The sequence below is a fragment of the Corynebacterium sp. p3-SID1761 genome (assembly GCF_055862885.1).
This window is the reverse complement of sequence record NZ_JBSQBJ010000013.1, coordinates 39,187-58,742: the sequence shown is the minus strand read 5'-3', so window position 1 is coordinate 58,742 and position 19,556 is coordinate 39,187. Positions and strand designations below refer to the sequence as shown.

The 19,556-nt window shown below is 56.9% G+C and carries 17 protein-coding genes, 1 tRNA gene and 1 pseudogene; 10 read left to right on the top strand and 9 right to left on the bottom strand.

Going from position 1 to position 19,556, the window contains the following annotated elements:
- Positions 1-21: 21 nt before the first annotated feature.
- Both sepH and serC read right to left on the bottom strand, forming a co-directional pair.
- Positions 22-1,254, bottom strand: a complete 1,233-nt coding sequence (gene sepH / locus ACWXWJ_RS07550) for a septation protein SepH (protein ID WP_473964034.1) — start codon at positions 1,252-1,254, stop codon at positions 22-24.
- Between the two features lie 111 nt (positions 1,255-1,365).
- Positions 1,366-2,523: a phosphoserine transaminase gene (gene serC, locus ACWXWJ_RS07545; RefSeq protein WP_473964033.1), complete on the bottom strand. Its 1,158-nt coding sequence runs from the start codon at positions 2,521-2,523 to the stop codon at positions 1,366-1,368.
- 427 nt (positions 2,524-2,950) lie between these two features.
- Between serC and ACWXWJ_RS07540 the strand changes: the two genes are divergently transcribed.
- Both ACWXWJ_RS07540 and ACWXWJ_RS07535 read left to right on the top strand, forming a co-directional pair.
- The gene (locus tag ACWXWJ_RS07540) at positions 2,951-4,228 is read left to right on the top strand and encodes a citrate synthase (RefSeq protein ID WP_473964032.1); all 1,278 of its coding nucleotides are present in this window, start codon (positions 2,951-2,953) and stop codon (positions 4,226-4,228) included.
- 130 nt (positions 4,229-4,358) lie between these two features.
- Complete coding sequence (locus ACWXWJ_RS07535) at positions 4,359-4,718, top strand: FKBP-type peptidyl-prolyl cis-trans isomerase (protein ID WP_293792124.1); 360 nt, start codon at positions 4,359-4,361, stop codon at positions 4,716-4,718.
- A 91-nt stretch (positions 4,719-4,809) separates the two neighbouring features.
- On the opposite strand, the gene ACWXWJ_RS07530 is transcribed toward ACWXWJ_RS07535, so the two are convergent.
- Both ACWXWJ_RS07530 and ACWXWJ_RS07525 read right to left on the bottom strand, forming a co-directional pair.
- On the bottom strand, positions 4,810-6,030 hold the full coding sequence (locus ACWXWJ_RS07530) for an ABC transporter permease (RefSeq protein ID WP_473964031.1): 1,221 nt from the start codon (positions 6,028-6,030) through the stop codon (positions 4,810-4,812).
- Positions 6,027-6,908: an ABC transporter ATP-binding protein gene (locus ACWXWJ_RS07525; protein WP_293792091.1), complete on the bottom strand. Its 882-nt coding sequence runs from the start codon at positions 6,906-6,908 to the stop codon at positions 6,027-6,029. Before ACWXWJ_RS07525 ends, ACWXWJ_RS07530 begins: the two co-directional genes overlap by 4 nt.
- Positions 6,909-7,104: 196 nt before the next feature.
- Here ACWXWJ_RS07525 and ACWXWJ_RS07520 point away from each other — a divergent pair, with 196 nt between their 5' ends.
- Positions 7,105-7,962: an aldo/keto reductase gene (locus ACWXWJ_RS07520; RefSeq protein WP_473964030.1), complete on the top strand. Its 858-nt coding sequence runs from the start codon at positions 7,105-7,107 to the stop codon at positions 7,960-7,962.
- Positions 7,963-8,017: 55 nt separating this feature from the next.
- Positions 8,018-8,776 (top strand): enoyl-CoA hydratase, encoded by a 759-nt coding sequence (locus ACWXWJ_RS07515; protein WP_473964029.1) that lies wholly within the window; start codon positions 8,018-8,020, stop codon positions 8,774-8,776.
- A 67-nt stretch (positions 8,777-8,843) separates the two neighbouring features.
- Here ACWXWJ_RS07515 and ACWXWJ_RS07510 read toward each other — a convergent pair whose 3' ends face one another.
- Positions 8,844-10,373, bottom strand: coding sequence for a glutamate-cysteine ligase family protein (locus ACWXWJ_RS07510; RefSeq protein WP_473964028.1), 1,530 nt, complete (start codon positions 10,371-10,373; stop codon positions 8,844-8,846).
- Positions 10,374-10,546: 173 nt separating this feature from the next.
- On the opposite strand from ACWXWJ_RS07510, the gene ACWXWJ_RS07505 reads away from it, so the two are divergent.
- Positions 10,547-10,619: transfer RNA gene (locus ACWXWJ_RS07505), tRNA-Arg, on the top strand.
- Positions 10,620-10,649: 30 nt separating this feature from the next.
- Here ACWXWJ_RS07505 and ACWXWJ_RS07500 read toward each other — a convergent pair.
- A pseudogene (locus tag ACWXWJ_RS07500) lies at positions 10,650-10,925 on the bottom strand (IS481 family transposase); the annotation flags it as partial.
- 140 nt (positions 10,926-11,065) lie between these two features.
- Here ACWXWJ_RS07500 and ACWXWJ_RS07495 point away from each other — a divergent pair.
- The 5 genes from ACWXWJ_RS07495 to ACWXWJ_RS07475 are packed head-to-tail and all read left to right on the top strand — an operon-like array spanning position 11,066 to position 17,410.
- Positions 11,066-11,701, top strand: coding sequence for an MptD family putative ECF transporter S component (locus ACWXWJ_RS07495; RefSeq protein ID WP_011273117.1), 636 nt, complete (start codon positions 11,066-11,068; stop codon positions 11,699-11,701).
- Positions 11,698-12,423 (top strand): energy-coupling factor transporter transmembrane component T family protein, encoded by a 726-nt coding sequence (locus tag ACWXWJ_RS07490; protein ID WP_011273118.1) that lies wholly within the window; start codon positions 11,698-11,700, stop codon positions 12,421-12,423. Before ACWXWJ_RS07495 ends, ACWXWJ_RS07490 begins: the two co-directional genes overlap by 4 nt.
- Positions 12,420-13,889 (top strand): ABC transporter ATP-binding protein, encoded by a 1,470-nt coding sequence (locus tag ACWXWJ_RS07485; RefSeq protein ID WP_473964027.1) that lies wholly within the window; start codon positions 12,420-12,422, stop codon positions 13,887-13,889. The genes ACWXWJ_RS07490 and ACWXWJ_RS07485 overlap by 4 nt, the downstream gene beginning before the upstream one ends.
- A 7-nt stretch (positions 13,890-13,896) precedes the next feature.
- A complete protein-coding gene (locus ACWXWJ_RS07480) occupies positions 13,897-15,645 on the top strand; it encodes an ABC transporter ATP-binding protein (protein ID WP_473964039.1) in 1,749 nt (582 codons plus the stop codon).
- Positions 15,638-17,410, top strand: coding sequence for an ABC transporter ATP-binding protein (locus ACWXWJ_RS07475; RefSeq protein ID WP_473964026.1), 1,773 nt, complete (start codon positions 15,638-15,640; stop codon positions 17,408-17,410). The genes ACWXWJ_RS07480 and ACWXWJ_RS07475 overlap by 8 nt, the downstream gene beginning before the upstream one ends.
- A gap of 145 nt (positions 17,411-17,555) precedes the next feature.
- Here the strand turns inward: ACWXWJ_RS07475 and ACWXWJ_RS07470 are convergent, their stop codons facing one another.
- From ACWXWJ_RS07470 to ACWXWJ_RS07460, 3 genes are all read right to left on the bottom strand, one after another.
- On the bottom strand, positions 17,556-17,831 hold the full coding sequence (locus ACWXWJ_RS07470; protein WP_473964025.1) for a hypothetical protein: 276 nt from the start codon (positions 17,829-17,831) through the stop codon (positions 17,556-17,558).
- A 114-nt stretch (positions 17,832-17,945) separates the two neighbouring features.
- The gene (locus ACWXWJ_RS07465; protein ID WP_034981157.1) at positions 17,946-18,650 is read right to left on the bottom strand and encodes a dihydrofolate reductase; all 705 of its coding nucleotides are present in this window, start codon (positions 18,648-18,650) and stop codon (positions 17,946-17,948) included.
- Positions 18,651-19,472: a thymidylate synthase gene (locus ACWXWJ_RS07460; RefSeq protein ID WP_473964024.1), complete on the bottom strand. Its 822-nt coding sequence runs from the start codon at positions 19,470-19,472 to the stop codon at positions 18,651-18,653.
- Between the last annotated feature and the right edge of the window lie 84 nt (positions 19,473-19,556).

Below are 19,556 nucleotides of genomic sequence, written 5' to 3'. Positions count from 1 at the left end.
TCTATCGCCTAGTTCTTCTGTCTAGTTCTTCTTCTTGGGGTTGGTACGCACACCCAGCAGGACATCCTCCCAGTGAGGAGTGACGGCCTTGCGCTTCCGCTTAGGCTTCGCAGACTTTGCGTCAGGGTGTATTAAGAATTCATTATCTCCCCGGTCGTCTCGGTCTGCAGGGGAACCGTGTACAGCGGGGGGAGTGGTTTCCGCCCCGGTGGCACCATCATCGGCGGAGTGGGTGAATTCCTCCCGCCGTGCTGCCTCGTCCTGCCAATTGTTTGCGCCCTGACCTTGGGTGGGGTGTAGGAGGGGAGTCACTGGGGAGACGCTGCGTACAGGCTGTCCGTAGCGCGGGTTCACCAGATCTCCCGCGATGCTGTTGTGCGGGTGAGCCAGAGCCTTCTCCGACCCACGAAGCTCCATCATGAATTCTGCGGTGTGCGCTGCGGTGCGCCCGGCGGAATCCTTTTCCCAGCTCACAGTGACGATCCACTGCTTTGAATCGTTCTGGAATGCGTCCCACTCGGCGTCGGAAAGAGCCTCGCCATGAGCTGCGAGCGCGGTAGCCAGAACCTCCCACAACGGCTGGTTCGACACGCCATCGCCGTTGACCGGGAGCGCAGCATGCGCAAGCTCGGCGATGCGCGAGCGCTCTTGCAGGATCGGCCATGCATAGGGCTCGATGCGCGATTCATCCGTATCGGCCTCGTCTGCCAACTCGGCGACGGTCGCGCCATGGCGGATGCGATCTTGGATCACACGTGGAGACATCCCAATCTTCGTGCGATGCGGTCGTGCGTTAGAGCGGTGCTTGCCGCGTTCCTGCGCACGTTCTTGAGAGCGCCCCTGGAACAGCGACGCCACCTCGGTCTCCTCCGCTTCCTCATCTCCCTTATCAGCTCCCGTCGCAGCGGGTGCAGTACCGGTGGAAGCTGTATCTGTTGCGTCCACCGCGTCAACGGGAGAGTTGGCAGAAGTGTCCGGGGAAGTCTCAGCCGCAGCAGTCGAGGCAGGAACGTCATCTGCATCAGTTGAGGCCGCTTCGCGCGTGGGTACTTCCTCTCCATCCGCAGTGTCGGAAAGCGTAGCCTGGTTCAAGTTATTAGCGCTGGACGTGGGGGCGTCACTAAGAAAAGCGCGTAGCTCATCGGTAACAGGCAAAAAGTACTCGGCGATTGGGCCGCCGACGGCGGGGTCAACGGCGCGTAGCACGAGTGACGAGGCATCGCTAGCGGCGACGACAAATTTCAGCTCTTGCAACGTGGCCTCCTGACGGGTGATGCAGCAAATGACGGCTGTGTTATTAACATCACCCTCCAACCATACTTAAAGCACAGTTGGAGGGTGGAGAAGCAAAGGAGCTATAGAGAATTACTTGGCTGCGTGGCCGCCATCGAGGATGAAGTCGATGGCACCGGTGAGCTTCTTGATGTCCTCCGGGTCGATTGCCGGGAACATGCCGATGCGCAGCTGGTTACGGCCCAGCTTGCGGTAAGGCTCGGTATCGAGGATTCCGTTGGAACGCAGGATCTTTGCGATCCTTGCCGCATCGATGTTCTCGTCGAAGTCGATGGTGCCGACGACGAGGGAACGGGAATCCGCATCCTGGACAAACGGGGTAGCCTCTGCACGGGACTCTGCCCAGCTGTACAGGGTCTGGGAGGACTCGGTGGTGCGGGCAACCATGCCGTCTAGACCACCATTGGCGTTCATCCACTTCACCTGGTCATCCAGCATTAGCAGGGTAGCGACCGCCGGGGTGTTATAGGTCTGGTTCTTGCGGGAGTTATCCACGGCGGTCTTCAGATCCAGGAAGGCCGGGATGTAGCGATCGGAAGCGGCGATCTCCTCGACACGCTCCAGGGCAGCAGGGGAGAAAGCCGCCAGCCACAGGCCACCGTCGGAAGCAAAGCACTTCTGCGGGCTGAAGTAGTAGACGTCAGCCTCATTCATGTCGACAGGCAGGCCGCCAGCGCCAGAGGTGGCATCGATGGCAACCAGGGTGTCGTTGGACGCAGCCTGCGGGCGGGTTACCGGCACCATGGCGCCAGTGGAGGTCTCGTTGTGAGCCCAACCAATCAGGTCTGCATCGGTGCCGTCCAGCTGGCTCGGTGCAGGGGCGGTACCCGGATCGCCGGCAACGATCTGCGGCTCGTCAAGCCATGGAGCCTTCTTGGAGACGCTGGCGAACTTCGAGGAGAACTCGCCGTAGGTCAGGTGAGCGGACTTATTGCGGATCAGGCCGAACGAGGCTGCGTCCCAGAAAGCAGTGGCGCCACCGAGGGATAGGACAATCTCGTAGCCTTCAGGCAGGTTAAATAGCTGCGAAAGTCCCTCGCGTACGGACCCAACGACGTCCTTGACGCCAGCCTGGCGGTGGGAGGTGCCCAAGATCGCGGCGTTGTCCTGGATCGCTTGCAGCTGGGCAGGGCGAACCTTCGACGGGCCACAGCCGAAGCGGCCGTCAGCGGGGATGAACTCCGCGGGAATGGTGGGCAAGGTGTTCTGGTCGTTGGCAGATGCGTTCATGACTCCCTCAGATCGCTCAGGTGATTCGCTTGATTAATGCGGGGCAGCGTTTTACCTAGAAGGTGTTTTACCTAGTACGGGTTTTACCTAGTAGGTGTGCTTGCCTTAACAGGGTAGACCGTCGCGAGCTCTACTTGGCCAAAAGGTGCCAAAAATATAAGAATTGCGGAGTTTGGCGGCGGGATTACCCCCGCTCACGACTGTCAAACTGTCATGTGGGTCACATAAGCATTACAGTGTGCCGTATCCCCCCTAGGGCTAAGCCATGCAAGCAATGCCATACGGGGAAGCCCTAAAGCGGCTACAATTTTTAAGTGAAACCGTGAATCTGTGTTCCGCTCCAACGGTCCCGGCGCAAGCTTTTATCGAAGCAATCGCTTAACTATCGCTGCGGGCAGGCACGTGAACATTTCAGAAAGGGATGTCAATGGCTACTGATAATCAGGACAAGGCCGTTCTCCACTACCCGGGTGGAGAGTACGAAATGGACATTGTCCACGCCACTGAAGGCAACGACGGTGTGGCACTGGGCAAGATGCTGGCAGAGACCGGCTTGACCACCCTGGACCCCGGTTACGTCAACACCGGTTCCACCAAGTCCGCCATCACCTACATTGATGGTGCAAACGGCATCCTGCGTTACCGCGGTTACGACATCGCTGACCTGGCCAACAACGCCACCTTCAACGAGGTTTCCTACCTGCTGATTAACGGCGAGCTGCCGAACAAGGAGCAGGCTGAGGAATTCAACACCAACATCCGCAACCACACCTTGCTGGATGAGGACTTCAAGGCTCAGTTCCGCGTCTTCCCTCGTGACGCACACCCGATGAGCGTCCTGGCTTCCTCCCTGAACATTCTGTCCACCTACTACCAGGATTCCCTGAACCCGCTGGACCCGGAGCACCAGAAGCTGAACACCTACCGCCTGATGGCGAAGGTGCCGATGCTGGCTGCGTACGCTTACCGCGCGTCCAAGGGTAAGCCGTACATGTACCCGGATAACTCCATGAACGCGCGCCAGAACTTCCTGCGCCAGATGTTCGGTTACCCGACCGAGCCTTTCGAGGACGATCCGGTGGTCACCAAGGCTCTGGACAAGCTGCTGATCCTGCACGCTGACCACGAGCAGAACTGCTCCACCTCCACCGTCCGCATGGTTGGTTCCTCCCAGGCCAACATGTTCGTCTCCATCGCCGCGGGCATCAACGCCCTGTCCGGCCCGCTGCACGGCGGCGCTAACCAGGCTGTTCTGGAGATGCTGGAGGAAATCCACGCTAACGGCGGCGACGCTACCGACTTCATGAACCGCGTGAAGAACAAGGAGCCGGGCGTGAAGCTGATGGGCTTCGGCCACCGCGTGTACAAGAACTACGATCCGCGCGCGGCCATCGTCAAGGAGTCCGCACACGAGATCCTGGAGCACCTGGGTGGCGATCACCTGCTGGATCTGGCTATGAAGCTGGAAGAGATCGCCCTGGCCGACGATTACTTCATCGACCGCAAGCTCTACCCGAACGTGGACTTCTACACCGGCCTGATCTACCGTGCAATGGGCTTCCCGACGGACTTCTTCACCGTCCTGTTCGCCATGGGGCGCCTGCCGGGCTGGATCGCTCACTACCTGGAGCAGGTCAACGACCCGACCGCGAAGATCAACCGCCCGCGCCAGATCTACACTGGCGAAGGCGAGCGCAAGCTCTAAGAACTTCTGTTCTTTTCTTAGTGACGCCGCCCCCTCGGGCTGGTTACGCAAAGCGTATCCCCCGAGGGGGTGTTTCGCGTTTTGCTAGGGTGAAGGTTCGAGAAGCGATCATTATCTAAGGAGACTTCCCATGAGTAAACCGCACATCGACCTCCCAGCTGGTCCCGCCCCGCAAGATCTGGTGGTGGAAGATCTGATGATCGGCGATGGTGCTGAGGCCGTAGCGGGTGGCATGGTGGAGGTTCACTACGTGGGTGTCGACTTTGATACTGGCGAGGAGTTCGACTCTTCCTGGGATCGTGGTGGATCTTTAGAGTTCCCGTTATCTGGCCTGATTGTCGGTTGGCAGGAAGGAATCCCTGGCATGCGCGCTGGCGGTCGCCGTAAGCTGACCATCCCCCCGGAGAAGGCTTATGGTCCGGCCGAGCTGGGGCAGGATCTATCTGGCCGCACACTGGTTTACATCATCGACTTGATTGCAGTGAACTAGCAGTGCAGTAGAGGACGAGAGTGCAAGCAAAGGCGCCTGCTTCTGGCAGGCGCCTTTGCGTTGCGCATTTAGAGCGGGGGAAGGCCGCGCACTAGGCTCCCTTAAGAGCCTTAGCCCAGGTCATCTTCTTGCCATTATGGAGGATGGAGTTGCGGTAAACGCGCGCTACCAGCGCGATCACCAGCACCGTGACGACGGCGGCGATCAGGAAGCTCAGTAGTACCTCCGGCAGGCTCATCGTGCCCGCTGCGAGGTTCATCGGAGCTACCGTCAGGCTGAACGGCGGAATCCAGCCCAGTACCTGCATAAAGTTGGACTCGATATTGCTGATGCCAAAGAGCGGGGCATAGGTCATGCCCATGATGAACAGCAGAATCGGTCCCTGAGTGGACTGCAGGTCCTCCGTGCGGGAGACCAGCGAACCCGCGCCCGCGTAGAGGCTGCCGAAGAACAACATGCCGATGAAGAAGGCCACCAACATGAGGGCGACGACAGAGTAGTCGAAATCAACATCCCCCAGTAGGCCGGAAACTGTCAGGGCGACGGTTCCGATGCCCAGAAGGACTGCTGTGCCGATGAAGCCGAAAAGGGTGCTACCGATAATCTTGCCGGCCAGGAAATCCATCGGGCGAGCAGAAGCCAGAATGATCTCCACCACGCGTGAGGATTTCTCCTCGGTGATGCGCCCGCCGACGTTCGCGGAGAAAAGGATGATGAAGTAGGCCATCAGCATTACGCCCACCATGGTGGTGAGAATCTGCGGGCCGTTTGCCTCCATTGCGTCGTCTTCCTTTACGTTCACCGTATCCAGCTGTACTGACGGTGTGGCCTTGGCGAACTCCTCAGGGGAAACCCCGACCTTCTTTAGTGCCTCGGCTTGCGCGTTGGCATTGATCGCGGTGGTGGCTGCGTTGAGAATCGCCGGGTTTGGATCGCCATTGCTGAGCAGCTCATAACCGGAGTCCGTCTTTACCAAAGCTGCATCCAGTTCCTCGTCCTTGACCAGTGCGGATGCGTCCTCGCGGGAGTCGATGGTGCGAGCATCAACGCCGCTGGGGCTGTCCGTCCCCTTTGAATCCTCGGCATTAGATGACGAGGGGGCGTCAATAAATTCCTTCTCAACCCCTACTAGGCCGAGCTGGGGCTTGCCGTTATCGTCGTCCTTACCTGTGAACCAGGCGGCGGCAACAATACCGACGACCATGATGACCGCGACGATGCCCAATGAAAGCATGATGGCCTTGCTGCGGGATGCCACCTGAACCTCGCGCTTGGCGACGATGGCAATGGTCTTGGGGGAAGAGTAACTCATGATTCGACGACCTCCTGGAAGAGCTCTGCAAGGTGCGGGATGCGGCGGGAGAAGGAATGGACGGGGCCGACAGCTAATGCGGACTGCAAGATCTGCTGATCCAAATCAGTGGACTCAGCCTCGAGCAACACGCCCTCGCCGAAATCTTCAACCAGGCGGGTGTCCTGGGGGTACCAGTCGCGCGCTGGGGTGTGTACTTCATAGACAAGAGGGCCACGAGTGCGCAGTTCCTCGACGGTGCCCTCGGCCTTCATGCGTCCCTTAGAGATGATGCCGACACGGTCGCATAGACGCTGCACCAGATCCAGTTGGTGGGAGCTAAAGAGTACCGGCACACCAGCCTTGCAGCGCTCGATCAACAGGTCACTCATGACGTTCACGGCAACGGGATCCAGGCCGGAAAATGGCTCGTCGAGAATCAACAGCTCCGGGTCGTGGATCAGGGAGGCCGCTAGCTGGACGCGTTGCTGGTTACCCAGAGAAAGCTCTTCCAGCTTGTCGTCGGCGCGCTCGGCTAGGCCGAGCTGCTCCAGCAAATCTTCTGCATTCCGCTTTGCCGTAGCGTCGTTCAGGCCGTGTAGACGGGCGAAGAACTGCAGCTGGTCACCGATCTTCTCCTTGGCGTAAAGGCCACGCTCTTCTGGCATGTAGCCGATGAGACGGCGTAGATCGTCGTTCATTGGGGTATCGCCGATACGTACCTCGCCGCTATCCGCTGCGAGCACACCGAGCGCGATGCGCATCGTAGTGGACTTGCCGGCACCGTTGGAGCCGACGAAGCCGTACATCTCGCCAGGTGCGACCTGCAGAGTCATGTCGTGAAGGACTTGGTGATCCCCGTAACTCTTATTGAGATTGTCGATATAAAGGGTTTCCATATAGTTTTTGGTTTTCCTTGAAATTCGTCCTATGAAACGTTTTTGACGTTAACTGCGTGGGTAGTTCCAGCGGACTGTATCATAAAGCAAAGGGTTTTGCCTCCAATAGTTTTCTGCCTTATGTAGGAAAAAGTTTCTAAAATAGCTTCTAACAGCGCAATCGCAAGTTCAATTCAAGTGGCGTAAAAATGGGGGTATGAGTGAAATTAAGAGTGTCGTACCAGCCCTAGAATTAAACGGTGGAAAGACCATTCCACAATTGGGTCTGGGGGTATGGCAGCTGAGTGACGAGGACACGTATAGCTCGGTGCGTGCCGCAATTGAAACCGGCTACCGTCACATCGATACAGCAGCTATCTACGGAAATGAAGAAGCCGTTGGCCGTGCCGCGGCCGATGCTGTCAAAGCGGGCGACGTACAGCGCGAAGAGCTATTTATCACCACTAAGCTGTGGAACGCCGACCAGGCGCGAGGCAAGGATGCCTTCGCGGAGTCCCAACGCAAGCTGGGGCTGGATTATGTGGATCTTTATCTACTGCACTGGCCGTGCCCGAAGGCAGATAAGTTCGTGCAGGCCTACGATTCGATGGCGGAGATCCAGCAGTCCGGCGGTGCGATCAGTATCGGCGTGTGTAACTTCTTCCCTGCGGCGCTGGATGCATTGAAGCAGGCCGGGCACACCCCAGCGGTGAACCAGATCGAGATTCATCCGGGCTTCAGCCAGGCTGAGCAGCGCGCGGATAACCACGACCGTGGCATTGTGACGGAGGCATGGTCGCCACTGGGGCAGGGGCAGAACCTGACCGACCCGACCATTGCAAAGATCGCTGCCGAGAACGGTGTGAGCGTGGCACAGGCCATCATCCGCTGGCACATTCAGCGCGGCGATGTGGTGATTCCGCGTTCCTCCAAGGTGGAGCGCGTGCGCGAGAACTTCGACGTTTTCGGCTTCGAGCTTTCCGCCGACGAGGTTGCCGCCATCGAGGCTCTGGACGTAGAAGACGGCCGCATTGGCGGTGACCCCTTTACCTTCCATGCGGGGCTAGAGGGGTAGATCCTTCTAGCGAAAGCCCAGCGCACGGTAGCTTGTCTGCGGTACATTCCTACCCATGAGCGCAGGGCATGTCCTCACCCACACCGAATCCGCTGACCCCACCGCCCCACAGGTCGGTGTGATCACCCTTAATCGTCCGGAGAAGCGCAACGCCCTCAACGCGACCATCGCAAATGCGGTAGCGGAGGCCGTCCGCGCCCACACCACAGCCGGGGTGCGCGCCATTCTTATTCGTGGCGAGGGTCCTGCGTTCTGTGCCGGTGCGGATCTCTCCGGTGGCGTATATGCCGATGATTTTTGGGTAGCCATGGAGAACATGCTGTCGGCCATCCAAACCGCCCCGGTGCCAGTTATTGCTGATATAGACGGCCCTGCTGTCGGCGCTGGTTGCCAGATCGCCTTGGCGTGCGATCTGCGTGTTTTCTCTGACGAGGGGTCCTGCTGGGTGCCCGTGGCCGCCCATGGCTTCGCCCTGGATCTGTGGACCCACGACCGTGCTCGCGAACTGATGGGCGGGGCACTGGCGCGGAACGTGTTCTTGGCAGGTGCTCGGGTAAGTGCCGAACAGGCAAGAGCCACAGGTTTTTCTGTACTGCTTGATGACGCCACTCCGGATGCCACTGCCTTCGCATATCGGGTGGCGCAGCAGGCTCCGCTGTCTATGAAGCATTCAAAACGAGTGCTGAACAGCTCCGACATGTACGCCGATGCGGAGTTGGAGCAGATGATCCCTGCCATCTGGGCCAGTGAGGATGTGCAGGAGGCGCGCCGGGCGCGAGCTGAGGGGCGCACTCCGCACTTCACCGGGCGCTAATCCCGGGAACAGCCGAGCACAGTAAGGGGCGCTAGTCCCGGGAACAGCCGAGCCACAGTAAGGGGTGCTAGGCGTGTCCCTCGACTGACCAGGTGTGTACCGGCTGGCCGGAGGTCTGGTGAGCCACGTAGCGCTGCAGCATTGAGGACAGCGCCTCGGCGCGTTCCTCAGAATCCGGTTCGCTGTTCGGGGCGAGTCGGTTGATGGTATCCAGTTGCCAGGTGGCACCGTTTTGGCCGCTCCGTGCGCGCCCCTCGATGATCCCCAGGTAGGTGTCAATCAGTTCGGAATCTACGTCGAGCAGCTCAAGCCCTTCCTTTGCCTGGTCAAGTAGGTGTTCGGTAATGAGCGTGCGCACCGGAACATTGCCCAGACGTGGCCAGCGCATGCTGGCGCGCAGCCCCTCGCGGGCGCCGGTGATGAAGTTCTTGTGGGCGTCGTTAAAAGAAAGCCGTGACCACACGGGGCGATTCTGCGTTCCCAAGAACTTGACGAGGCCGTAGTAGAAGGCAGCGTCTGCGACGATATCGGCGGTAGTGGGGCCGGCGGGGAGCAGACGGTTTTCTACGCGGATGTGCGAGCGCTCCAGGTTCGGGTCGTAGATCGGGCGATTCCAACGCCAGACCGTACCGTTGTGCAGGTTCATGTAGTGCAGTCCGGGACTGTCGCCGGACATGATTGGTGTGCCGGCTTCCATGCGGTCCTCGGGGAGGAGGGGAGAGAAGTAGCGTCCGTTTTCCTCGAAGAGGTCGAATACGCTGGTGATCCATCGTTCGCCGAACCATACCCGGGGACGTACTCCCTGGTTGACGAGTTCTGCGGTGCGGGTATCGATGGCCTGTTGGAAGACGGGAATGCGTGATTCGTGCCAGAGCTTATGGCCGACGAAAAGAGGCGAGTTTGCGCTGAGCGCTACTTGCACGCCAGCGATGGCCTGGGAGGCATTCCAGGCGTTGGCAAAAAGGTTCGGCGCCACCTGCAGGTGCAGCTGCATGGAGGTGCAGGCGGACTCCGGGGCGATGTCCTCGAAGTCATGGCGGTAGGTATCCACGGTGCCGAGTACACGGCCGGGCAGTGCACCTTCGAGCTGGATGCGCACGAGTTCGCCGCGGGATTCCAGGACTGCATTGTTGAGTGCCTTGTAGCGGTTTTCGTCCGTCATCCAGGCAGGATCGCTGAGGAAGTCAGTGGTCAGCGTTGGCAGGGTGCCGATCATCACTGCGCGGGAATCCAACTGTTCAGCAGCCTTTTGCACGGCGTGCAGGCGTTCGTCGAGGCCTTCTTGGAGTTGCTCCAACCCGCGACCGGTGATGGATAGTGGTGGATGGTTCATCTCCACGTTGTAGGAGCCGATTTCAGACTGGTATTCGCCCGGATAAGCTTCTTCCAGCTTTGCCAGCACTTCTTCATTGCAGCGGTTGGGCTGCATGCTTGTGTCCACGAGGTTCATCTCTAGTTCCAGGCCGATGGTGCCCTGGTTGATGAACTCAGAGTCTTGAAGGTGCTTATCGAAGACCTCCAGCTCGGCGTTGAGCCGCTCGCGGAAGCGGGTGCGTTGTTTCGGTGTGTAGGTATCTTTAGATACTGCGTCGCCCATACTTATCGATCGTAGCTTCGCTGCGGGTGCAGCGCCGGCGATTTTGGTGGTGACGCCCCTAGTGTCAATGAGCCGAAGGTCTGGTTAACAGGGAACAAAGCCTGGCTTGTATTATGTAGTTCGCATGGTCGGCAGGTGGCGAATGAGCGCTGGTTGCCGTTTGTCATGCGATTGCCCTAGTAGCTCAGTGGATAGAGCACGGCTCTCCTAAAGCCGGTGTCGGAGGTTCGATTCCTCTCTGGGGCACGCTGGAAGTCTCGAGACATCGTTCCGGTCGGTGTCTCGAGATTTTTGTTTTTGGTTGCCCCGACTGGGGTTGAGTTCGTTGTCTTTCTTGTTGTAGTAGATCTTTTCTTCGGTAAGTGTGTAGGCAGCGATTTGTGCTCCGGTGGCGGTTATTTTGATGTCGACGTGGTTGTCGATGCAGACACCATGGTGATTGGTTCCCCCGCCCCATCGGCGGCCGATGTAGAGGCGGCGTAGTTTACTGCCCCATCGCAGGGTTGTCTTGCCGTTGGTGCCTACTTTGTCGGTGCGTAGTCGGTAGTCGTGCTCTGGTTTGATGTCCGCTTATCTGCATTCACCCCCATTAAGGGTGAATCTTCAGATCAAAACTAGAAGTAGTTTATAAAGAGTATTATCTGTATTAGGTAAGCCTTACCTTTCCTGCTGTTCATGAATCGAGGTTTACGATGACCCAACAGTCCTCTACGCCCGCACGGAGTACAAGCTCATCCAGTGGGTCGACGGCACGTTTAAACACCAGAGATCTCATCAACGCTGGCATCTTTGCTGCACTTTACTTTGTAATCACCTTTATAAGCGGAATGATTGGATTCGCAGGACCACAATTCATGTTTATTGGATGGTTTATCGCGGCAATCGCAAACGGAATCGTGCTAGCGCTTTATGCCGCCCGCACGCCCAAAATGGGTGCTTTCACCCTCGTCGGTGGTATTAACGGATTAGCATTCATGCTTACCGGACACTACTTCTGGACCTTGCTGGGAAGCATAATTCTTGGGTTTATCGCGGATTTGATTATTGCAAAAAGCCACCTCAGTATTGCCAAGTCCTTCCCTATTGCCTACGGCGTCTTCTGTGTCTGGATTTCTTTGCCTTTTATCCCGCTAATTCTGGATACAGACTCATACTACGTCGATATCGCAGACCAAATGGGTCAAGAATACGCCGATGCTATGTCGGATATCTTCCAGCCATGGACCATTGGAGTACTGGCCATTTGTGCGCTCATCGTCGGCTTTATCGGAGGAAAGGTCGGAGTTCGCGTCAGCCACAAACACTTTGAAAGCGCTGGTCTCCTGTGAGCCTGCAAAAACAGGGCGTGCTTCGTCGATCTTCGATCGATCCACGGACCGTGCTGCTTTCTGTTCTAGTAATCAATGCGGTAGCTCTCAGCCACGGCCACCTACCGACACTGCTGATTTCTATCGCCTTCAGCTCCATCGCACTAGCTACAGTAAAGCCACACTATGGTCTTATTTGCCTGTTCGCTTTTGCATTATCCTATCTAGGGTATTGGGGCCTATTACAGCTTCCTGGCTCCACATTTTTCGCTTTTTCAGCGGCAATTTTTTCGTGGCTAAGCCGTTTTGTCATCAGCATGTCCATCGGCGCATTCGGCTTGCTCACTCTCACACCATCCACGTTGACCTCAGCACTGCGGGACCTGCGTTTACCAGGCTGGGCCACCATTCCACCGGCGGTTTTCCTGCGCGTTTTGCCGATAATCGTGGCAGAAGCCAAAGCGATCCGCGATGCTATGGTCCTTCGGGGTCTCCAGCCTGGAGTAAAAAGCTGGATCACACAGCCCACACATTCGTCCGCGATGCTGATCATCCCCCTATTAGGCGCCGTCGTCCGCGCTGGTGATGAGCTCGCTGCCTCTGCTCTTGTCCGCGGATTGGGAGGCCCCATACGTCCGACCACCACCGCCGATCTTTCCTTCAAGCTTGTCGATGCAACTGCACTAGCTGGGTTGGGCCTCGTTGTTGCCTCTGTCTGGCTTCCCATGGAGGTCCACTTATGAACGAACGCAGTATCGCAACCAGTGTAAACGCCCACAACGTTTCTTTTACATATCCATCGGGCGCTCGGCCAGGCATTCAAGGTGTATCTGATGTGTCTTTTTCTGTCTCTCCAGGACAGTGCCTACTGATTACCGGTGATTCCGGATCGGGAAAGTCCACGGTACTCAAGTTGATCAACGGGCTCATCCCCCATTTCAATCCAGGAGAGCTACTAGGCACCATCACTATTATAAAGGATGACCAGGCTTTTAACCCTACGGAAGAACCGCTGTTCCGAGCCATCGAGTTCAGCGCCTCAGTATTCCAGAATCCAAGGACACAATTTTTCACTGAAAGCGTCAATGCAGAATTGGCCTTCGGGCTAGAAAACCTTGGTGTGGATCCCACAGAAATTGAGTCGAGGATTCAATCAGCGGTCGAGCTACTAGGCATTAACGATCTTCGGGGCCGGCGATTCAAAGAATTATCCGGTGGACAGTTACAAACCGTGGCATGCGCATGCGCGCTTGTGTCCCCGGGCAGTCTCGTGCTTCTCGATGAACCCACGTCCAATCTCTCCATGGAAAGCATCGATATTCTTGCACGCGTGCTACACCGCTTGAAGGAATTAGGCACAACGATCATTATCGCTGATCACCGCCTCTTTTTCTTAAAAGATATCGCTGACCAAGTCATTTACTTGACTCAGGGAAAAATAACGCGGAGTTTCCACGCTCAGGAGTTTTATGGCTTAGACGAACCCGAACGCAAACAATTGGGGCTACGCAGCTTACACCACGTTCCCCTGCCCGCGAGCGTGCCGGTACCACCCACGCTCGAAAACGCCGATCCCCAGCGGAGCGGACTCGAGTTAAGCAACATCTGTTTTTCTTATGGCACGCATGAGGTGCTAAACATTGACCACGCATTTTTCCCCAGCGGCGAAGTCACTGCCTTAATCGGGCCCAACGGCGCTGGAAAAACCACCCTCGCCAGGATCATTTGTGGTCTTGCTTCTCCCAAACGCGGCGGTAATCTCCGTTTGAACAGCAAACGAGTAGGAGCGGCTGCCCGCAGACGTGCCGCGTACATGGTGATGCAAGATGTTGGCCGCCAATTATTCGCAGCCACCACCGAAGAAGAAGTCACGCTCGGACTGGCAAAGAAGAAGCGGGACCACATCGATGTCAATGAGATTCTCCATCGCCTCGATCTGGCAGGAATGGCCCAACGGCATCCGCAGTCTCTGTCCGGTGGGCAACGGCAACGCTTAGCCATAGCTTCAGCCCAAGCCGAGCAAGCAGAGGTCTACATCTTCGATGAACCTACCTCTGGCGTGGGCTGGCGCCAACTGCAATCCATCTCTGCGCTGCTTCGATCTCTTGCAGCAAGCGGAGCAGTGGTCATCGTCATCACCCATGACCACGAATTCATCCAAGAATCAGTCACCAGAATCATCGATATTACTGACATCAACAAGAATTGAGAAAGAAATGTCTGAAATAAGACAGAGTTCCACAGAATCAAGCGGAACCCACGCACCAGAATCACACGGTGCGTCACCGGAAGAAGAGGCTCGCGCAAAACTAAAAGCCGGCCAGGTCGCTCTAAAAAAGCTACTGGCCCCAGTGCAAACAACCATCTACTTCGCACAGTTTCTCGCGCTTATATCCTCGATACTCGCCGTAGCACCCTACGTCGCGTTGGTGGCACTGGGAAATGCTCTAATCGACGGCAATACTGATGACGTCGCGTCCATTGTGAAATGGCTACTTGCTACTTTTTTGGGCCAGCTATTCTTCTATTTCCTTGCCCTTGCGATCACCCACTTCGCTGATGCAAAGCTGGTGGGGATTAACCGGCGCCGAATTATTACCGCTATTGCGAAAGCACCACTCTCGTGGTTTAGCCAGACTAATTCCGGCAAAGTTCGCAAAGCCGTCGAGGACGATACGTTAACTCTGCACACCCTGACAGCCCACGCTCCTGTAGAGAAGGTCGCCGCGATCTTTACGCCCCTCGCGCTTCTGGTTTATGCCTTTATCTTGGATTGGCGCCTTGGTCTTCTTTCTATTGCCACTGTGCCCATTTTCCTAGCAATCCAAGCGTATTCAATGAAAGATATGGGCACAAAAACTGCGGAAATGGATAATTATCTGGGTGAGGTCTCTGCGACTGCGGTGGAGTTCTCCGAAGGTATTTCCGTCATCAAGGCTTTCGGCACCGTTGGCAAAGCCCACGCTCGATATCGCGAAGCTGCCCAAAAATTCGCGGAATTCTATTACGAGTGGGTACGTCCTCTTCTGCGTGTTAGCGCAATCTCAGAGTCTGTGGTGGCGGTTCCTGTCCTCATCCTTATCAATGTAGGAGTCGGTTCCCTGCTGATAGCTGGTGACTATGTAACGGTCGCTGAAGTCATCGCAACAACGTTAATTGCGCTGGTGCTCCCGGGCACGATTCAAACCGTCGGCCAAATGATGTGGTCTTACCAGCTCGCTGGCAATGCGGCGTTGCGCCTTGATGAAGTCATGACAATTTCCCACGTGAAAGAAGGCCAAAAGAGCCTCGATGCCAATAGTCAAGACATGGAGGTGGAGTTCCATAAGGTCAGCTTTAGCTACGCCCCAGACACACCAGTCCTCCAAGACTTTTCTGCGCAACTAAAAGCAGGCACTGTCACGGCATTGATTGGCCCCTCTGGGGCTGGCAAATCCACAGCAGCAACGATGCTGGCGCGTTTCCAGGATCCAGATTCGGGCACAATCACTATCAACCACGTGGATATCCGTGATCTCACTTTCGACAGTTTGTACCGCACTGTGGCTTTCGTCTTACAAGATCCTCACTTACTGCGTATGAGTATTCGGGAAAACATTCGCCTTGCACGCCCAGAAGCCCGCGATGAAGAGATCTGGCAAGCTGCAGAGGCTGCGCACATAGCTGCTGATATTCGCGCTTTACCGGCTGGGCTCGACACCGTTGTTGGTGAGGACATCTCTTTATCCGGTGGACAACAGCAACGCATTTCTATTGCCCGGGCAATTGTTACCAATGCCCCAATCTTGATCCTGGATGAAGCTACTGCGGCAACTGATCCTGACTGTGAAGCAGAAATTCAAGCAGCTCTAGCCACACTCGTCAGAGGCAAGACCGTCTTAGTCATCGCCCACAATCCGGAGTCCATCCAAGGCGCAGACCAAATAATCTGCCTCAAGCCTATGAAGGATAATTCTCATGTCTAATGCCACTACGCCTGCTAGTTCGCGTCTTCGTGATCCGCTACTCACTCGCAGTGTCAAAAAGCTGCAAGGTCCTGTAGGCCATAAGCTCAATAAAAGGTATGCTTGTCTATCTCTTATCGTGGGCGTGCTTGACGGCCTCGCCGTTCTCACGCTCGTGCCACTTACAAAGGCACTCGATGGGGATACGACGATCGCACCATGGATGTGGACGCTTTTGGCAATTGCGCTCGTAGCTTTTGCGCTACGATTTTTCGCAACCATGGCCTCTTACCACACGGCCTTGGATTTCATCCGAACCGCGCACACGACTGTGGGCGATAAATTAGCAACGCTACCGCTCGGCTGGTTCGTACCGGCTAATACTGGCGGCCTATCTCGCCTCGTTTCAGATCGCTTTATGGTGGCGGCCGAGACCATTGCGCATATTCAAGGAACGGTATACCGCGATAGCGCGGCACTTGTCACCTTGTTAGTAGGAGCGTGTTTCTGGAACCCGAAGCTGGGCTTGGTCCTTCTTATCATCGCACCATTGGCGCTCGTGGTGATGCAGTTGGCTGCATGGATTCGTGAGAAAGCATCGAACCGCACACTGGGGCCGAGTAAAGAGCTCTCCCAGCGCATTGTAGAATTTGCTAACCGTCAACCAGCCCTGCGCGCGGCAGGACAATCACAAGTTTTTGCGCCACTAGAGCAAGCGCTAGAAATCGACCATAAAGCACGAATACGCGAGCTATGGGTATCCACATTAGCTTTGCTACTCAACGGCATAGTAGTGCAGATCTTCATCGTGGCTCTCATTATGGTCTCCGCGGATTTTGCCGTTGAAGGCGCCCTATCGCCACTAGAAACAATTGCGATCATCGGAATCAGCTTGAGGTTTACCCGCACGCTTGAGGAGCTGGGTTCTTCTTTCGTCGGTTTAGATGCCGGCCGTATCGCGCTCGCAGAAACTGAGCTCATCACCGATGCTCCTTCCCTGCCAGAACCCACTACTCCGCGCCCAGGCGATGGTTCGGGAAATGTAGAGCTGCGTAATGTCACGTTTGGATACGGCGATAAACCAGTATTGGTAGATGTCGCTTTCCATGCTCGATCAGGCACCGTTACCGCCATTGTCGGTCCTTCTGGCTCCGGAAAGACCACAATTGCGCGCCTTATTTCGCGATTCTGGGATGTAGATTCCGGGGCGGTGATGGTTGACGGCGTAGATATCCGCGAGCTTGGAACCGAACAGTTAATGTCCAGACTGTCCATGGTCTTTCAGGACGTCTACCTCTTCGACGACTCGTTAATCGCTAATATCCGCGTTGGTCGTCCCGACGCCTCCGATGAGGAAGTCTTCCGCGCAGCTGATCTTTCAGGCGTGACTTCTATTGCCAACCGCCTAGGGTGGCATACTCCAGTTGGTGAAGGCGGGCGGCTTCTATCCGGTGGTGAACGCCAGCGCGTATCTGTAGCTCGCGCGCTTCTCAAACAAGCGCCGATTGTACTCTTTGATGAGGCTACCTCCGCGCTCGATGCAGAAAATGAGGCAAACATTCTTGCTGCGATGGACGAGCTACGGGAGCAATCTACTTTCATTGTCATCGCCCATAAGCTGGATACAATCAAATCTGCTGATCAAATCGTAGTCTTGGATGAACACGGGCAAGTCAGCCAGCTGGGCACGCATTCTGAGCTTTCCGATGTCCCCGGTATCTACCGTCACTTCTGGCAGCAACGCAAAGCAGCACGCGGGTGGAGAATCAATTCGGGACGCGATTAACGCGGGCACCGAGATTGGCGTTGTTTGCGGGGGCACCCTTCTCCCCCCGCAGCACGGAGCATCCTAAGTGCACCGACAAAGCTCAGAGCGAAGAATACGGTAGCGGCTACGAGTGACCACTGCGCGGCGTTGGCTATGCCTACGCTTAAGGCCTACACCACTGCCCCAGGCACACGGTCGTTTGCGTTGCGGAGGCTTGCCTGGAGTCATAGACGGGAATATCCCGCAGCATCGTGCCGGTCAGCTGCGCGGAGGCGAACCCCAGGCCCAAGCCGTACAGGTTCAGCGGCGCGGCGATGACCATAAGCAGGACGAGGATAAGGACGCCGACGGCTTCCAAGCCGAGCCCAATGAGCACGGTGCCAGGTGCCCCGTACCGTGCCGCGACGTCGGGGGTGGCAAAGCCTGTCGGATTCTTCAAAGCGGATGGCACCCTTGATTCAGAGGCGATCGTCAAGAGCATCCGCGAAAGCGCGGCAAAAGCCCAAGAGCAAAAGCCGCGCGAAGCAGGCGAAGAATGAACTGATGCCCTGGACTAGCGTCGCGTCCAAGTGCAGAAGCGGTAGCGCAAGGGCTGCTCGGTATCGACTTCTTGGTCGACCGGGTGGCCCTTTTCCGATTCCTGCCAGTCCTGCGCCGACTCTTCAAATTCCTCTTCCGGAACCAGTGGTGCATACACCTGGAAGCGTTCGGGTGCCTCCATATCAATCTCCGTGATGACGATGCGGTCGGCCACGGGCATGCACTGGGCGTACACCTGACCGCCACCCAGCACCCACACTGTAGGGGTGCGATCGTCAGCGCCCTCGCCTTTGTCGGCACTGTCCGTCAGCTCGTTCAGGATCTGCTCGGCGGCGTTGGCCAGTGCGCTGGGGATCGACGGTTCGACAATGCCACCGGGAGCGTCATAGTTATCCTGCCGGGTGATCACATAATTCGTGCGATCCGGCAGTGGACGGAAGCCATCGTCTAGTGCTTCCCAGGAGGTGCGCCCCATGACGACCGGATAGCCACTTGTAGCGTTCTTGAAGTGCTTCAAGTCCTCTGGCAGATACCATGGCATGTCCGCACCATCACCAATGACGCCATCGGTGGTTTGTGCCCAGATCATGCCAATCTCAACCTGGTCGCGGGAAATCCCCTTAGCCTCCAGCGCGTAGCTCACCGCTGCGGCGGTGAGATCCGGGTAATCTCCGGGCTCATAGCCAGTCGGACGGTGGGGCTTTTCGTTAGTCGTCATTTATACGGCCACCTTTGCCTTGATTACCGGGTGCGGGTCGTAACCGGTGAACTCGATATCGGAGAAGTCGTAGGAGAACATATCCGCCGCCTTGTTTAGCTGTAGCTGCGGATATGGGCGAGGATCGCGCGAAAGCTGCAGCTTTACCTGTTCCACGTGGTTGTCGTAGATGTGGCAATCGCCGCCGGTCCAGATGAACTCGCCAACCTCCAGACCCGCCTGCTGGGCAAACATGTGTGTTAACAGCGAGTAGCTCGCGATGTTGAAAGGTACGCCCAGGAACATGTCCGCGCTGCGCTGATACAGCTGGCAGCTCAACTTGCCGTCTGCCACATACAGCTGGAACAACAGGTGGCATGGTGGCAGAGCCATGTTGTCCAGCTCGGAAACATTCCATGCGCTGACGATATTGCGGCGGGAGTCGGGGTTGGTCTGAAGCATGTTCAAAGCCCCCGAGATCTGATCGATGTGCTGGCCGTTCGGGGTGGGCCAGCTGCGCCACTGCACGCCATAAACCGGACCCAAGTCACCGTTTTCGTCCGCCCATTCATTCCAAATGCGGATGCTGTTTTCCTGCAGCCAGCGCACATTGGAATCACCCCGAAGGAACCACAGCAGCTCGCCGACCACGGACTTAATGTGCACCGATTTGGTGGTGATCAAGGGGAAACCCGCAGAGAGGTCGTAGCGTAGCTGACGACCAAACAGGCTGGTGGTGCCGGTGCCCGTTCGGTCTCCCTTGGGAGTACCGGTCTCCAAAATCTGCCGGAGCAGATCTTCATACGGGGTGGGGATGGAGCCTGGCTGTTGCTGGGTATCCACTGACGCTCCGCCTGCCTTTCCTGCTCTAATTCAAAGTCCCACATAGTCTACGTCGGACAGTCAGAGGTGGCACGCACGGGGCGC

What these genes read in the sequence shown, in the direction of transcription:
- ACWXWJ_RS07485 (WP_473964027.1), top strand. Translation starts at nt 12,420, where the DNA reads ATGAACGAACGCAGTATCGCAACCAGTGTAAACGCCCACAACGTTTCT.
- ACWXWJ_RS07520 (WP_473964030.1), top strand. Translation starts at nt 7,105, where the DNA reads ATGAGTGAAATTAAGAGTGTCGTACCAGCCCTAGAATTAAACGGTGGA.
- ACWXWJ_RS07530 (WP_473964031.1), bottom strand. Translation starts at nt 6,030, where the DNA reads ATGAGTTACTCTTCCCCCAAGACCATTGCCATCGTCGCCAAGCGCGAG.
- serC (WP_473964033.1), bottom strand. Translation starts at nt 2,523, where the DNA reads ATGAACGCATCTGCCAACGACCAGAACACCTTGCCCACCATTCCCGCG.
- ACWXWJ_RS07465 (WP_034981157.1), bottom strand. Translation starts at nt 18,650, where the DNA reads ATGACGACTAACGAAAAGCCCCACCGTCCGACTGGCTATGAGCCCGGA.
- ACWXWJ_RS07480 (WP_473964039.1), top strand. Translation starts at nt 13,897, where the DNA reads ATGTCTGAAATAAGACAGAGTTCCACAGAATCAAGCGGAACCCACGCA.
- ACWXWJ_RS07515 (WP_473964029.1), top strand. Translation starts at nt 8,018, where the DNA reads ATGAGCGCAGGGCATGTCCTCACCCACACCGAATCCGCTGACCCCACC.
- ACWXWJ_RS07510 (WP_473964028.1), bottom strand. Translation starts at nt 10,373, where the DNA reads ATGGGCGACGCAGTATCTAAAGATACCTACACACCGAAACAACGCACC.
- ACWXWJ_RS07495 (WP_011273117.1), top strand. Translation starts at nt 11,066, where the DNA reads ATGACCCAACAGTCCTCTACGCCCGCACGGAGTACAAGCTCATCCAGT.
- ACWXWJ_RS07525 (WP_293792091.1), bottom strand. Translation starts at nt 6,908, where the DNA reads ATGGAAACCCTTTATATCGACAATCTCAATAAGAGTTACGGGGATCAC.
- ACWXWJ_RS07540 (WP_473964032.1), top strand. Translation starts at nt 2,951, where the DNA reads ATGGCTACTGATAATCAGGACAAGGCCGTTCTCCACTACCCGGGTGGA.
- ACWXWJ_RS07475 (WP_473964026.1), top strand. Translation starts at nt 15,638, where the DNA reads ATGTCTAATGCCACTACGCCTGCTAGTTCGCGTCTTCGTGATCCGCTA.
- ACWXWJ_RS07535 (WP_293792124.1), top strand. Translation starts at nt 4,359, where the DNA reads ATGAGTAAACCGCACATCGACCTCCCAGCTGGTCCCGCCCCGCAAGAT.